Genomic DNA, 15,601 nt, shown 5'->3' on the forward strand with positions numbered 1-15,601 from the left:
TGTCTCCAGTCAGCGCTAATATCGTGTAGCGCTGACTGGGTTCTGGCTCCAAAGTGGCACATAACCCAGAAACCCAGTAAACTGTAGCGAGTGCCCCGGGCCACGAGCTTGGGGGAGTCCTACACGAGACGTCCAGGAGGACAAAAGTAATGGCAAAGGAAAAGTACGAGCGTACTAAGCCGCACGTTAACATTGGTACCATCGGCCACGTCGATCACGGCAAGACGACCCTGACCGCGGCCATCTCCAAGGTCCTGCACGAGGAGTACCCGGATCTCAACCCGGAGTACGACTTCAACCAGATCGACGCCGCTCCGGAAGAGCAGCAGCGTGGTATCACCATCAACATCGCCCACATCGAGTACCAGACCGCGAAGCGTCACTACGCTCACGTGGACTGCCCGGGCCACGCCGACTTCGTGAAGAACATGATCACCGGCGCTGCCCAGATGGATGGCGCCATCCTCGTTGTGGCCGCCACCGACGGCCCGATGGCCCAGACCCGCGAGCACGTGCTGCTCGCCCGTCAGGTCGGCGTCCCGAAGATCCTGGTCGCCCTGAACAAGTGCGATATGGTCGAGGACGAGGAGCTCATCGAGCTCGTTGAGGAAGAGGTCCGTGACCTCCTCGACGAGAACGGCTTCGATCGTGACTGCCCGGTCATCCGTGTGTCCGCCTACGGCGCTCTGCACGATGACGCTCCGGACCACGAGAAGTGGGTTGAGCAGATCAAGAAGCTCATGGACGCCGTCGACGAGTACATCCCGACCCCGGTCCACGACCTCGACAAGCCGTTCCTGATGCCGATCGAGGACGTCTTCACCATCTCCGGTCGTGGTACCGTCGTCACCGGCCGTGTTGAGCGTGGCCAGCTGGCCGTCAACACCCCGGTCGAGATCGTCGGCATCCGTCCGACCCAGACCACCACCGTCACCTCCATCGAGACGTTCCACAAGACCATGGACGCCTGCGAGGCTGGCGACAACACCGGTCTGCTGCTCCGCGGCATCAACCGTACCGATGTTGAGCGTGGCCAGGTTGTGGCCAAGCCGGGCTCCGTCACCCCGCACACCAAGTTCGAGGGCGAAGTCTACGTGCTGACCAAGGACGAGGGCGGCCGTCACTCGCCGTTCTTCTCCAACTACCGTCCGCAGTTCTACTTCCGCACCACCGACGTCACCGGCGTCATCGAGCTGCCGGAAGGCGTCGAGATGGTCCAGCCGGGCGATCACGCGACCTTCACCGTCGAGCTGATCCAGCCGATCGCTATGGAGGAGGGCCTGACCTTCGCTGTGCGTGAGGGTGGCCACACCGTCGGCTCGGGCCGTGTCACCAAGATCCTCGCCTGATTTCATCAGCAAAGATCATGACACGCTTGAACTAGCGTTCTAGGAAACCCCCTGAACCCCAACCGGTTCAGGGGGTTTCCTTATATTGGGAGCGAAGCGGAAACGCCTGTATAGGCGGTATGGCATAATAGCCAAGGCTAATTTTCAGCTTCACGCACATTCAATCAAACGAATAGGTGAGTAACTGTGGCACAGACTACCAATGACATCAAGAATGGTTCCGTTCTGAACCTCGACGGCCAGCTGTGGACCGTCACCAAGTTCCAGCACGTCAAGCCGGGCAAGGGCCCCGCCTTCGTGCGCACCACCATCAAGAACGTGCTCTCCGGCAAGATCGTCGACAAGACCTTCAACGCGGGCATGAAGATGGAGTTCGAGACCGTCGACAACCGCAACCTGCAGTACTCCTACGAGGACGGCGAGAACTTCGTCTTCATGGACATGACCACCTACGACCAGATCTACATCCCGAAGTCGCTGGTCGGCGACCAGGCCAAGTACCTGCTCGAAGGCACCGACTGCATCGTGTCCTTCCACGACGGCACCCCGCTGTCCGTCGAACTGCCGGCCTCCGTGATCCTGACCATCACCCACACCGAGCCGGGCCTGCAGGGCAACCGCTCCAACGCCGGCACCAAGCCGGCCACCGTCGAGACCGGCGCCGAGATCCAGGTCCCGCTGTTCATCAACGAGGGCGAGAAGGTCAAGGTCGACACCCGCGACGGTTCCTACCTCGGTCGCGAGAACGGCTGATTCGGATCGTCGTTTCTTCGGTCTGATTCGATACGATCAAAGGAATAGAGAGCTTCATGGCACGTTCCACCGCCCGTAAGAGGGCTCTGAATACGTTGTACGAAGCGGATGAGAAGGGACAGGACATCCTGTCCCTTCTTGCTGAGCGCATCGCCGAGCCGGGCGCGCAGACCCCGCTTCCCGATTACGCCGTCGACATCGTGCGCGGCGTCGCTGAGCATCGTCGCGGCATCGACCGTACGCTCAATGACCATTCCACCGGCTGGAAGGTCTGGCGTATGCCGGTCGTCGACCGCAACATTCTGCGCATTGCCGTCTGGGAGATCCTGTTCAACGACGAGGTTCCCGACAAAGTCGCCATCGACGAGGCGCTGGGTCTGGCGAAGACCCTGTGCGACGACGATTCGCCGGCCTTCATTCACGGTCTGCTGAGCGCGATCTGCACCGACAAGGATACGGTGATCGCGAATCTCGCCCAGTCCGAGCAGTCCAAGGACGACGATCAGTCGAATACGACCGCCGACGAGACCGTTGCCGATCACGGCGACCAGTCGGACGGCGAGTCCGAGTAAAACAGTGCAACTTGCGGCTTCGCGCGGGTTCCACGAGTCCCCGCCGGCCGCTATCGTGAAAGACAGTTGACCCGAGATATTGAGGGGGTTTTGGTGAACCAGATTGATTCCGAAGCCGTGAGTTTTTCCCCTGATGAAGCCGTTCTTGTTCTTGAGGACGGACAAGTGTATGTGGGGGAGCCTTACGGTGCGCTTGGGACTACCCACGGCGAGCTCGTGTTCGCAACCGGCATGACCGGTTACCAGGAGACGCTGACCGACCCAAGCTACGACCGTCAGATCGTCGTGCAGACGTTCCCGCACATCGGCGACACCGGAATCAACCAGGAGGACCCCGAATCCTCGCGCATCTGGGTTGCCGGCTACGTTGTGCGTGATCCCAGCCCGAACGTGAGCAACTGGCGCGCCACCGGCTCGCTGGACGATGATCTCAAGCGCGAGGGCATCGTAGGCCTGAGCGGCATCGACACGCGCAAGCTCGTGCGCCACCTGCGCTCCGCGGGCGTGATGCGCGCAGCGATCTTCTCCGGAGATGCGCTGCTGGACGAGTCCGGCAAGCCGCGTTCCGTCGAATCCATGCTTGACGAGGTCAAGGCCACCCCGCAGATGAAGGGCCTGAGCCTGTACGACGAGGTCAGCACCAAGGAAACGTACACCATCGAGCCGTGCGGCGAGTTCGAAGGCAAGGAGCCGCTGTTCACCGTCGCGGCCGTCGACCTCGGCATCAAGGCCATGACCCCGCACCGCATGGCCGAGCGCGGCTGCCGCGTGCATGTCGTGCCGTCCACCGTCACCTTCGAGGAAATCGAAAACCTCAACCCGGACGGCGTGTTCTTCTCCAACGGCCCGGGCGACCCGGAGCAGGCCGACCCGGAGGTCGAGCTGCTGCGCAAGGTGCTCGACGCCGGCTACCCGTTCTTCGGCATCTGCTTCGGCAACCAGTTGCTCGGCCGCGCGCTCGGCTTCGGCACCTACAAGCTCAAGTTCGGCCACCGAGGCATCAACCAGCCGGTCAAAGACCTGACCACCGGCAAGGTGGAGGTCACCGCGCACAACCACGGTTTCGCCGTGGACGCCCCGATCGGCGACCCGGTGGACGCCCCGTACGGCAACGGCAAGTACGGCAAGGTGTTCGTCTCGCACATCGACCTCAACGACGACGTGGTCGAAGGCCTGCAGTGCGTGGACATCCCCGCATTCTCCGTGCAGTACCACCCCGAAGCGGCCGCCGGCCCGCACGACGCCGCATATCTGTTCGACCGTTTCGTTGACCTGATGAAGACGACCAAGGAGGAAAAGCGCAATGCCTAAGCGTACGGACATCAAGTCGGTGATGGTCATCGGCTCCGGCCCGATCGTGATCGGACAGGCCGCCGAGTTCGACTATTCCGGCACCCAGGCATGCCGCGTGCTGCGTGAGGAAGGCATTCGCGTCATCCTGGTCAACTCCAACCCGGCCACCATCATGACCGACCCGGAGATGGCGGACGCCACCTACATCGAGCCGATCGCGACCCCGATCCTCGAGCAGATCATCGCCAAGGAACGCCCCGACGCGCTGCTGCCGACCCTCGGCGGCCAGACCGCGCTCAACGCCGCGATGGCGCTCGGCGAGGCCGGCGTGCTCAAGAAGTACAACGTCGAGCTGATCGGCGCCTCGCTCGAAGCCATCGACCGCGGCGAGGACCGCGAACTGTTCAAGAAGGTCGTTGAGGAGGCCGGCGCCGAGTCGGCACGCTCGCGCATCGCGCACACGCTGCGCGAATGCGACCGCATCGCCGAGGAGCTCGGTTACCCGCTGGTCGTGCGCCCGAGCTTCACGATGGGCGGCCTCGGCTCCGGCATCGCGCACAACGAGGAGGAGCTGCACCGCATCGCCGGCGCTGGCATCCACTACTCGCCGACCGACGAGGTCCTGATCGAAGAGGGCATCGAAGGCTGGAAGGAATTCGAGCTCGAGCTCATGCGCGACCGCAACGACAACGTCGTGGTCGTCTGCCCGATCGAAAACGTCGACCCGGTCGGCGTGCACACCGGCGACTCGATCACCGTCGCTCCGGTGTTCACCCTCACCGACCGCGAATACCAGAAGCTGCGCGACATCGGCATCGCGATCATCCGCGGCGTGGGCGTCGACACCGGCGGCTGCAACATTCAGTTCGCCGTGCACCCCGACACCGGCCGCATCATCGTCATCGAGATGAACCCGCGCGTCTCGCGTTCGTCCGCGCTCGCGTCCAAGGCCACCGGCTTCCCGATCGCCAAGATCGCGACCAAGCTGGCCCTCGGCTACACGCTCGACGAGATCCGCAACGACATCACGCAGTCCACGCCGGCCTCCTTCGAGCCGACCATCGACTACGTCGTGACCAAGGTGCCGCGCTTCGCGTTCGAGAAGTTCCCGGGCGCCGATCCGAGGCTCACTACCTCCATGAAGTCCGTCGGCGAGGCGATGGCCCTCGGCGGCAACTTCCAGGAGTCGCTCGGCAAGGCCATGCGCTCGATCGACAAGCGACACATGGGCTTCAACTGGGATGGCGACAAGCCTTCCGCCGACGAGGTCGCCGAACTGCTCGAAGCGATCAAGATCCCGACCGAGCACCGCTACCTGCAGATCCAGCGCGCCCTGTGGGGCGGCGCGACCGAACAGCAGATCTTCGACTCGACCAAGATCGACCCGTGGTTCATCCGCCAGTTCGTGCTCATCAACGACATGGCGCTCGAAGTGCGCGCCGCCGAGACCCTGACCCCGAAGCTGCTCAAGAAGGCGAAGAAGGCCGGCCTGTCCGACCTGCAGATCGCCCACCTGCGCGGACTCGGCGACGAGGGTGAGAACACGGTGCGCGAGCTGCGCTGGAACTACGGCCTGCGTCCGGTCTACAAGACCGTCGACACCTGTGCCGCCGAGTTCGACGCGGTCACGCCGTACTACTACAGCTGCTATGCCGACGAGACGGAACTGCGCCCGCGCGAGCGCGAGGCCGTGATCATCCTCGGCTCCGGCCCGAACCGCATCGGCCAGGGCATCGAGTTCGACTACACCTGCGTGCACGCGGTGCAGGAGCTCGGCAAGGACTATGACACGATCATGGTCAACTGCAACCCGGAGACCGTGTCCACCGATTACGACATGTCCGACCGCCTGTACTTCGAACCGCTCACCTTCGAGGACGTGCTCGAGATCTACGAGGCCGAGAAGAAGATGGGCCCGGTCAAGGGTGTGATCGTCCAGCTCGGCGGCCAGACGCCGCTCTCGCTCGCCGCCCGCCTCAAGGCCGCCGGCGTGCCGATCCTCGGCACCACGCCGGAAAGCATCGACCTTGCGGAGAACCGCGAGCTGTTCGGCGAGGTGCTCAAGAAGGCGCACATGAACGCGCCGCGCTACGGCACCGCGCTCAGCCTCGACGAGGCCCGCGACGCCGCACACAACATCGGCTACCCGGTGCTGGTGCGCCCGAGCTACGTGCTCGGCGGCCGCGGCATGGAGATCGTGTACGACGACGCACAGCTCGTCAAGTACGTCAACCGTGCGCTCGACGAGGCCAAGGCCGATACCGTCGTCTCCGGCCGTCTGCCCTCCCCGCTGCTCATCGACAAGTTCCTGCAGGACGCCATCGAGATCGACGTCGACGCGCTGTTCGACGGCGAGGAACTCTACATCGGCGGCATCATGGAGCACATCGAGGAGGCCGGCGTCCACTCGGGCGACGCGGCCTGCACCCTGCCCCCGTCGACCCTGTCGGACGACCAGATCCGTCGCCTCAGGGAGGGCACCTACGCCATCGCCAAGGGCTGCGGCGTCAAGGGCCTGATCAACGTGCAGTACGCCTTCATGGCGAACACGCTGTACGTCATCGAAGCCAACCCGCGTGCCTCGCGCACCGTGCCGTTCGCGTCCAAGGCGACCGGCGTGGCGCTGGCCAAGGCCGCCGCGCGCATCATGGCCGGCGAGAGTGTGGCCGACCAGCGTGCCAACGGCCTGCTGCTGCCCAAGGGCGACGGCGGCGTGATGCACCGCGGCCAGCAGGTCGCCGTCAAGGAGTCCGTGCTGCCGTTCAAGCGCTTCCGCACGCCGGTCGGCAAGACCGTCGACGTGCTGCTCGGACCCGAGATGCGTTCGACCGGCGAGGTCATGGGCTTCGACCGCGACTTCCCGCACGCGTTCGCCAAGAGCCAGCTCGCCGCCTACGAAGGCGGACTGCCGACCGGCGGCAACGTGTTCATCTCCGTGAACGACACCGACAAGCGCCAGCTGCCGATGGTCGCCGTGCGTCTGACCGAACTCGGATTCACGATCTGGGCGACCGAAGGCACCGCGTCCGTGCTGCGCCGCTACGGCATCGACTCGAAGATCGTCGACAAGATCAACACGCGTATGGACACCGATCCGGACGCGCCGGTCATCGTCAAGCATGCGGAAGGCAGCATCGGCAAGAACGTCGTGGAACTCATCGAGGACGGCGACATCGACCTGATCCTCAACACGCCGAACTCGCGCGGCTCGCGCTCCGACGGATACTCCATCCGCGCCGCGGCCATCGCGGCCGACATCCCGCAGTTCACGACGATGACCGAATTCCAAGCCGTGCTCATGGCCATCGAAGCCGTCAAGAAGAACGACTACCAGATCATGAGCATCCAGGAACATTCGCAGCAGTTGTTCGAAATGGAAGGTCGGGACAACAAATGACCAATAGCCTCAGCAGTGAAGAGCAACAAGCCCAGCGCTCGGATTTCGGTCTGCGCCTGAGCAATTCGATGGCCAAGTACGGCCCGTTGTGCGTAGGAATCGATCCGCATCGCAAGCTCCTCACTGACTGGGGCTATAACGTCGATGCGGAGGGCGCGGAACTGTATGCCATGCGCATGCTGCAGGCCGCGTCCGGCCGCGCCGCCGCCGTCAAATTCCAGTCCTCGATGTTCGAGCGCTACGGTTCCAAAGGCATCGCCGCGCTTGAACGCGTGCTGTACGCGGCACGCCAGATGGGCATCATCACCATCGTCGACTGCCTGCACGGCGGCCTCGCCACGACGATCTCGGCGATCTCCGACGCCTACTTCAAGCCCGGCGCACCACTGCTCGCCGACGCGATCACCCTGCTGCCGTACTACGGCGCACGATCGCTGTCCGGCGTGATCAACGACGCGCTCAACAACGGACGCGGCGTGTTCGTCGCCTCGCTGACCTCCAACGAGGAGGGCGCGAGCCTGCAGACCGCCATCCGCCAGCGCGGCGACTACAAAGGCAAGACCGTCGCCTTCGGCGTGGCCAGCACCGTGCAGAAGTTCAACGCCGGCATCAACGGCATGGGTTCGGTCGGCCTGATCATCGGCGCGACCATCGGCCAGTGGATCGACGACAGCGGCATCGACCCGACGCAGTTCACCGGCCCGATCCTGTCTCCCGGCTACGGCTGGCAGGGCGCGGAAGCCAAGGACCTGCGTTCGGTGTTCAAGGGCACCAGCGGCAACGTGCTCGTGACCGTGTCCCGTTTCATCGCCTCCCACGGCCCGGACATCCAGGCGTTGGCCGAAGCGACCGACGCGATCTCCATCGACGTGCGTCAGGCCTTGCTGGAAGCGACCGAAGACAAGCGTAAGAGCGATCGCACGCCGATGATGCAGAATACCGACGATTCCGCCTCCGCCGAAGTGGACACGCCGCAGCAGACGACCGGTGCGGCGCCGGCCGAGAAGACCGCACAGTCCGCTTCCGCCGATGCCGACACGACCAAGGATGACGCTATGGACAACAACGAACAGGCGCTGCGCGGCGGCCGACTGCTCGTGCTCACCGGTCCCGCCGGCGTGGGCAAGGGCACCGTGGAAACCGCATTGCGCAAGAAGCACCCCGAAGTATGGGTGTCCGTCTCCGCCACCACCCGCAAGCCGCGCCCGGGCGAAGTGAACGGCCTGAACTACTGGTTCATGACCGACGACGAGTTCATCGCCAAGGAAGCGGCAGGGGAGTTCCTCGAAACCGCCGTCGTGCACGGTCTCGCACACTACGGCACGCCGCTCAAGCCCGTTGAGGAGCATCTGGCCGCCGGCACGCCCACCATCCTCGAAATCGACCTGCAGGGCGCCCGCCGCGTCAAGGAACGCGCCAAGGAACTCGGCATGGAAGTCCTCTCCGTCTTCATCGCCCCGCCCAGCTTCGACGAACTCGTCCGTCGTCTCACCGGCCGCGGCACCGAAACCGAAGAGGAGCGCAATCGCCGTCTCGAAACCGCCAAAGTCGAACTCGCCGCCGAAAGCGAATTCGACGTCACCATCGTCAACGACAACGTCGACAAGGCGGCAGAGGAATTGTGGACTTTGTTAGCCAAGGAATACGGTATCAGCGAATGATGGAGCGTATACCGCCTTTCCTCAACCTCGACGTGCTAAGCACGCCTTCGGTTTCGGACGGCGGTCTCCGCACGCATCATTCGCTGATGCGGCGTATCGCTGAATAACGGAGCGCCTTCTGCGTTGCTCCTCGGTCGCGGTACTGAGTACCGCTTCCCTCGGTGCGCCTTGAAGTCGCACACGTTATTCAGCGATACCGGCATCGACGAATGATGGAGCAGCTCTGATATGAAAAACCCTCCCGAACGATCGGGAGGGTTTTTCAATATCGGGCGAAAATGCCTGTCACGCGAGGCCGGAGAGCTTGTTGATCAGCTCCGGGTCACGGGTCGCGCCTTTGTCGGCGGAGCGGGCGAAGGCGGCGTTGTAGGGAATAACGGAGCGCCCTCTGCGCTGAGCCGTTAAGCGGGAAGTCCAGTGGGTTTCCCGTAGGCGAAGTAAGCGGCCGCAAGGTCGCACGCGTTATTCCGCGATGCCTGGAGGGACGGATCAGGCACCGATGGCGCGCAGCACATTCACCACTTCAATGGCGCCCAGCGCGCAGTCGAAGCCCTTGTTGCCGGCCTTCGTGCCAGCGCGTTCGATCGCCTGCTCGATGTTCTCGGTCGTGATCACGCCGAACAGCACCGGCACATCCGTGCTCAGCGACACCTGCGCAATGCCCTTCGCCGTTTCGTTGCACACCAGATCGTAATGCGACGTGCTGCCGCGGATGATCGCGCCAAGGCAGATCACCGCATCGTAGCGGCCCGTCGACACCATGCGCTTCGCGGCGATCGGAATCTCGAACGATCCCGGCACCCACGCCACATCGACATCCGATTCGGCAACGCCATGCCGCTTCAGGCCGTCCAGCGCGCCCGACAGCAGCTTCGACGTGATGAACTCGTTGAACCGCGCCGCCACGATGCCGATGCGGATCGGCGCCGCCTCGCCGTTCGCGGCGTTGGCGACCAGCTGTCCTTCGAATACCGTCATGATCAGTTCTCCTTTGCCAGAGCACCCAGCAGATGCCCCATTCGATGTTCCTTGGTGGACAGATACTTCGCATCGTAGTCGGTGGGCGCAATGACCAGCGGCACACGACGGTCGATGACAATGCCGGCGCGCTCAAGCTGGCCGATCTTGTCGGGGTTGTTGGTCATGAGATCGATCGACGCGATGCCCAGATTCCGCAGCATCGCCGCCGCCGTCTCGTATTCGCGCGCGTCGGCGGGGAAGCCGAGCTTCAGGTTCGCGTCGAGCGTGTCGAAGCCCTGATCCTGCAGCTCATACGTGCGCAGCTTGTTGAGCAGACCGATGCCGCGTCCCTCCTGGCTCAGGTACAGGATGACGCCGCGTCCGCGCTCGGCCACGCGACGCATCGCCTCACGCAGCTGAGGCCCGCAGTCACAGCGTTGCGAGCCGAACACGTCGCCGGTCAGGCACTGCGAATGCACGCGGCACAGCACCGGCTCGCGCACGGCGTCGCCGCCGGCCATGGCGGCAAGCACGTCGTCGCCCATGACGAGCGCCACATGCTCGGCGCCATCCGCCTTGTAGCCGACCATCGTGAACGTGCCATAGTCGGACGGCAGCTGCACCTGCGCGACGCGGCGCACCGTGCGCGGGAACTCGTGGGCGCGACGGTAGGCCTGCAGCTGCGCGATCGTGATGATCGCAAGACCGTGCTCGCTGGCGAAGGCGCGCAGGTCGTCGCGGCGCATCATCGTGCCATCCTCCTTCATCATCTCGCAGCACAGTCCGCACGGCTCCAGCCCGGCCAGACGCGCCAGATCCACGGTCGCTTCGGTGTGCCCGTTGCGCTCCAGCACGCCGCCGGGACGCGCCACCAGCGGGAACATGTGGCCGGGACGGCGGAAGTCCTGCGGACGCGTATCAGGGTCGATGCACGCCAGCGCCGTCAGCGACCGGTCGCGCGCGCTGATGCCCGTGGACGTGGTCACATGGTCGATGGACACGGTGAACGCGGTCTGATGGTTGTCGGTATTCGTCGTGCACATGGGCGGCAGCTCAAGACGTGTCGCCAGTTCGGCGCTCATGGGCGTGCAGATGAGGCCGCGGCCATGCGTCGCCATGAACGCGATGTTGGCGGTGGTGGCGTAGCGGGCGGCGCAGATCAGGTCGCCTTCGTTCTCGCGGCTTTCGTCATCGGCGACGACGACGATGCGTCCGGCGGCGATGTCGCGGATCGCGCGAGCAACGGCGCGTTCGACTTCGGGCTCGATGGGGGATGCGGCAGTGACAGGGGAGTTGGAATCGGTGATGGCCATGGTAGGCTCCTTGCAGATAGCAATGACAGGTTGACGATGATGAAAGGTGATGACGGGGCGATGACGGCCGCGCGTCAGAATCCATGCGCGGCGAGGAACTGCTCGGTGATGCCATCGGCGTGCGCACTGGCGGCATCGGCGCTGGCGTCGGCGGCGCGCGCCGGCATCGCCATGAGCCGCGCCACGTACCGTGCCAGAGGATCGATTTCGAGGTTCACGATGTCGCCCACGCGGCGTTCGGGCAGGACGGTGTGCGCTGCGGTGTGCGGAATGACCGCGACGCCGAACGCATCTGCATTGGCGAACGTGACCGTCAGGCTGATGCCTTCGACGGCGATCGAGCCCTTTTCGGCGATGGCGCGCAGCAGCGCGTACGGCGCGCGAATCGCGTACGCCGTGGCGATGCCGTCGCGCGTGATCGAGGCGATGGTGCCGGTGCCGTCGATGTGCCCGGAGACGAAATGCCCGGAGAAGCGGCCGTCCGCCGGCATTGCGCGCTCCACGTTCACGTGGCTGCCGCGCCTGAGCGCGCCGAGGCTGGAACGGCGCAGGGTCTCGTGCATCACATCCGCCGTGAATGCGGTGCCATGCAGGCCGGTGACCGTCAGGCACACGCCGTTGACGGCGATGCTGTCGCCGAGCATGGTGCGGTCGGTGACGACGACGGGCGAATCGACGGTCAGCCGGGCGAAGTCCGCGCCGCGCTCCACGGCCAGCACCGTGCCGAGGTCCTCAACGATGCCGGTGAACATAGTCCACGCCTCCTTCGATGAGGATGTCGTCGCCGATGGCGCTGACGGCCGGATGCGCGATGCGGAAGCAGTCGTCAGGCGAGGCGACGCCGAGGCCGCCGATCGGCGCAGGCGCGCCGGCGCCGCCGAACAGCTTGGGCGCGATGTAGGCGCTGACCTTCGTGACGATGCCCGCGTCCAGCGCCGACCATGCGATGCCGCTGCCGCCTTCGATCATGATGCTGTCGATGCCGCGCGCATAGAGCGCTGCGGCGACGGCTGCGATGCTGGCATGGCCGTCGCCGTCGGTCACGACGCGCAGCACTTCGCAGCCACGGTCGCGGTACTGCTGGGCGCGCGCGTCATTCGCGCTGGCGGTGGCGATGATCGTGGGGGTGTGTGCGGCGGTCGCCACGACCTGCGCGTCGAGCGGCGTGCGCAGATGCGTGTCACAGATCACACGCAGCGGGTTGTGCCCATGCTCGATGCGGCTGGTGAGCTGCGGATCGTCGGCGAGCACGGTGTTCACGCCGACGAGGATCGAAGCGAAGCGCGCACGGTCCTCGTGCACGCGCCGCCGCGCCGCCTCGCCGGTGACCCACTGCGACAGGCCGGATGCGGTGGCGATATGGCCGTCGAGCGTCATCGCGTACTTGAGCATGACGAACGGCGTATGCGTCACGATGGCATGCAGGAAGATCTCGTTGAGCGCGTCGCATTCGCTGCGCAGCACGCCTTCGGTCACGGCGATGCCCGCGTCGGCGAGCTGGCGGATGCCCTTGCCGGCGACGAGCGGATTCGGGTCGGGGGAGCCGACGACGACGCGTGCGATGCCGGCGTCGATGAGAGCCTGCGAGCATGGCGGCTGCTTGCCGGTGTGACAGCATGGTTCGAGCGTGACGTAGATGGTGGCGCCGCGCACGTCGACGCCGGCCGCGGCGGCCGCTTCGAGTGCGGCGCGTTCGGCGTGCCATCCACCGAAGTGATCGTGATGGCCCGTGGCGATGATGCGGCCGTCGCGTACGATGACGGCGCCGACCATCGGGTTGGGATTGACCTTGCCAGCCCCAAGCCGTGCGTGACGCAATGCCACGGACATGAATTCCCTGTCGCCCATGAAACCCCTTTCCTTCGGCAACGAGGGCATGTCCAGGGATTCGTGGGATCAGTGACGGCACGACCGCATGCGGATAGACGGCATTCGGATATGCTTCCGCCTGCATCGTGCTGCTGCAACTTCTTCCATCCAGACTGTAACTGTCGGTACCGGAGTCTCACCGGTTCATGAGCGTATGCTCCAACATCGCGCCAAGGCGCGCTGCTCGCGGACTGTACCGCCGATCGGGAATTTCACCCTGCCCTGAAGATGCGTGTTCGGTTATCGCGGCTTAGCATACGGAGACGTCCAGTCAACGCCGCATGGCATGTCCGATATGCGGACATATGCGCTGGCATGAGTCGGCTATCGGGAATGCGTATGGCCGCCGCACGGAACCGTTGGCGCATGCCGATGCTCTGATAAGCAGTGGTGAGATACGACGAAGGGGGCGGAACCGCATGTGCGATTCCGCCCCCTTCGTATGTCTGGTCAGAAGATCATCAGGCGAGGCCGGACAGCTTGTTGATCAGGTCGGGGTCACGAGTGGCGCCCTTGTCCGCGGAGCGAGCGAACGCAGCGTAGGCCTTGAGGGCCTGCGACACCTTGCGGTCGCGGTGCGCCACGTAGCCGTCGCCGGCCTCGAGCTCGGCGCGGCGCTCGGCCAGCTGCTCGTCGGTCAGCTCCACGTTCACCGAACGGTTCTCGATGTCGATGTTGATGATGTCGCCGTTCTTGATGAGCGCGATCGGACCCTTGTTCGCGGCCTCAGGCGCGATGTGGCCGATTGCCAGACCGGACGAACCGCCGGAGTAACGGCCGTCGGTCAGCATGGCCACCTGCTTGCCGATGCCCTTGCCCTTGACGAACGACGTCGGGTACAGCATCTCCTGCATGCCCGGGCCGCCCTTCGGACCCTCGTAACGGATCACCAGCGCCATGCCCGGCTTCAACGTGTCGTTGAGGATGACCTCGATGGCCTGCTCCTGCGACTCGACGACCAGCGCCGGTCCGCGGAACTTCCAGATCTCCTGCGGCACACCCGCGGTCTTGACGACGCAGCCGTCCGGCGCGAGGTTGCCGCGCAGCACGGCCAGACCACCCTCGTGGATCTCCGGATGATCGATGTCGTGGATCGCGCCGTTCACACGATCGGTGTCGAGCGAATCGAACAGCGTCTCATGCGTCCACGGTTCCGGCGACACGATGTGGCCCGGAGCCGCATGGTACATGGTCTTGGCCTCTTCGGTGCAGGTCGGGCGCATGATGTCCCAATCGTCCAGCTTGGCCTCAAGCGACGGGTAATCGACCGAATGCACGTCGCGGTGCAGCTTGCCGGCACGGTCCAGCTCGCCGAGAATGCCGGTGATGCCGCCCGCGCGGTGCACGTCGGAGATCTCCCACTTGCCGGACGGGGACGCCTTGCAGATGCACGGCACGGTGTGCGAGATGCGCTCGATGTCGTCCAGCGTGAAGTCTACGTCGGCCGACTGCGCCATCGCGAGGATGTGCAGCACGGTGTTCGTGGAGCCGCCCATCGCGACATCCATCGTCATCGCGTTCTCGAATGCGTGCTTGGTCGCGATCGAACGCGGCAGCACGGAATCGTCATCCTCGTGGTAGTAGCGGTTCGCGATGTGCACGATCTCGCGCGCGGCCTTGCGGAACAGCTCCTTGCGGAAGCCGTGCGAGGCCAGGATCGTACCATTGCCCGGAAGCGCTAGGCCGATCGCCTCCGTGAGGCAGTTCATCGAGTTCGCGGTGAACATGCCGGCGCACGAACCGCAGGTCGGGCACACGGTCTTCTCGTAGTTGAGCAGATCCTCCTCCGAGATGTTGTCGTCGGCGGACGCATACATGACGGAGATCAGATCGGTGTTCTTCTTGACGGTGCCGTCGGCGAGCACCGTGGTGCCGGCTTCCATCGGACCGCCGGAAACGAAGATCGTCGGAATGTTCAGACGCAGCGCGGCCATGAGCATGCCCGGCACGACCTTGTCGCAGTTCGGGATGCAGATCAGCGCGTCGGCGCAGTGCGCGTTCACCTGGTATTCGACGGTGTCCGCGATGATGTCACGGGAGGGGAGCGAGTACAGCATGCCGGTGTGGCCCATCGCGATGCCGTCGTCCACGGCCATCGTGTTGAACTCGCGCGGGATGCCGCCGGCTTCCTTGATCGCCTCGGAGACGATGCGGCCGACCTTGTTGAGGTGCACGTGGCCGGGAAGGAACTCATCGAACGAGTTGGCGATGGCGATAATCGGCTTGCCGAAATCCTTGCCGTCGACACCGGCGGCTCGGTAGAGGGCTCGGGCGCCCGCGAATACGCGCCCATTCATCAGTTTCGCGGATCTCATTTCTGCCATGACTCTATTCAAGCCCTTAATCGAGACACGCGTGTTGTCAATAGTCGGATAGTGGAATTCACATATCGTTTACGTTGCGCGGCGTACCGGAAGCCGCCCGCGCACCTGCG

General features: G+C 64.6%; 11 protein-coding genes, 1 pseudogene and 1 riboswitch. Of the genes and pseudogenes, 7 read left to right on the forward strand and 5 right to left on the reverse strand.

The features are described from left to right. Positions 1–149: 149 nt before the first annotated feature. From tuf to gmk, 7 genes and pseudogenes are all read left to right on the forward strand, one after another. Positions 150–1,349: an elongation factor Tu gene (gene tuf / locus AC1A0G_RS01635; RefSeq protein WP_214375136.1), complete on the forward strand. Its 1,200-nt coding sequence runs from the start codon at positions 150–152 to the stop codon at positions 1,347–1,349. A gap of 186 nt (positions 1,350–1,535) precedes the next feature. Further along, on the forward strand, positions 1,536–2,102 hold the full coding sequence (gene efp, locus AC1A0G_RS01640; RefSeq protein WP_214375137.1) for an elongation factor P: 567 nt from the start codon (positions 1,536–1,538) through the stop codon (positions 2,100–2,102). 56 nt (positions 2,103–2,158) lie between these two features. Then, positions 2,159–2,674, forward strand: a complete 516-nt coding sequence (nusB, locus tag AC1A0G_RS01645) for a transcription antitermination factor NusB (protein ID WP_476527004.1) — start codon at positions 2,159–2,161, stop codon at positions 2,672–2,674. Between the two features lie 93 nt (positions 2,675–2,767). Next, positions 2,768–3,985, forward strand: a complete 1,218-nt coding sequence (carA, locus tag AC1A0G_RS01650) for a glutamine-hydrolyzing carbamoyl-phosphate synthase small subunit (protein WP_476527005.1) — start codon at positions 2,768–2,770, stop codon at positions 3,983–3,985. Further along, positions 3,978–7,364 (forward strand): carbamoyl-phosphate synthase large subunit, encoded by a 3,387-nt coding sequence (gene carB / locus AC1A0G_RS01655; RefSeq protein ID WP_476527006.1) that lies wholly within the window; start codon positions 3,978–3,980, stop codon positions 7,362–7,364. Before carA ends, carB begins: the two co-directional genes overlap by 8 nt. Next, positions 7,361–8,260, forward strand: a pseudogene (gene pyrF / locus AC1A0G_RS01660) (orotidine-5'-phosphate decarboxylase); the annotation flags it as partial. The gene carB and the pseudogene pyrF, both read left to right, overlap by 4 nt. A 159-nt stretch (positions 8,261–8,419) precedes the next feature. Beyond that, positions 8,420–9,025: a guanylate kinase gene (gene gmk / locus AC1A0G_RS01665; RefSeq protein ID WP_476527124.1), complete on the forward strand. Its 606-nt coding sequence runs from the start codon at positions 8,420–8,422 to the stop codon at positions 9,023–9,025. A gap of 489 nt (positions 9,026–9,514) precedes the next feature. Here gmk and ribH read toward each other — a convergent pair whose 3' ends face one another. The 5 genes from ribH to ilvD all read right to left on the reverse strand — a co-directional run bounded on the left by ribH (position 9,515) and on the right by ilvD (position 15,491). Then, positions 9,515–10,003, reverse strand: a complete 489-nt coding sequence (gene ribH / locus AC1A0G_RS01670) for a 6,7-dimethyl-8-ribityllumazine synthase (protein ID WP_476527007.1) — start codon at positions 10,001–10,003, stop codon at positions 9,515–9,517. Between the two features lie 2 nt (positions 10,004–10,005). Next, positions 10,006–11,298, reverse strand: coding sequence for a 3,4-dihydroxy-2-butanone-4-phosphate synthase (ribB, locus tag AC1A0G_RS01675; protein ID WP_476527009.1), 1,293 nt, complete (start codon positions 11,296–11,298; stop codon positions 10,006–10,008). A 74-nt stretch (positions 11,299–11,372) separates the two neighbouring features. Further along, complete coding sequence (locus tag AC1A0G_RS01680; protein ID WP_476527011.1) at positions 11,373–12,050, reverse strand: riboflavin synthase; 678 nt, start codon at positions 12,048–12,050, stop codon at positions 11,373–11,375. Next, positions 12,031–13,146 (reverse strand): bifunctional diaminohydroxyphosphoribosylaminopyrimidine deaminase/5-amino-6-(5-phosphoribosylamino)uracil reductase RibD, encoded by a 1,116-nt coding sequence (ribD, locus tag AC1A0G_RS01685; RefSeq protein WP_476527013.1) that lies wholly within the window; start codon positions 13,144–13,146, stop codon positions 12,031–12,033. The genes AC1A0G_RS01680 and ribD overlap by 20 nt, the downstream gene beginning before the upstream one ends. A 113-nt stretch (positions 13,147–13,259) precedes the next feature. After that, positions 13,260–13,401, reverse strand: a riboswitch (FMN riboswitch). A 227-nt stretch (positions 13,402–13,628) separates the two neighbouring features. Continuing rightward, positions 13,629–15,491, reverse strand: coding sequence for a dihydroxy-acid dehydratase (gene ilvD, locus AC1A0G_RS01690; RefSeq protein WP_214373208.1), 1,863 nt, complete (start codon positions 15,489–15,491; stop codon positions 13,629–13,631). Positions 15,492–15,601: the final 110 nt, after the last annotated feature.

Source organism: Bifidobacterium sp. LH_230 (assembly GCF_056357555.1).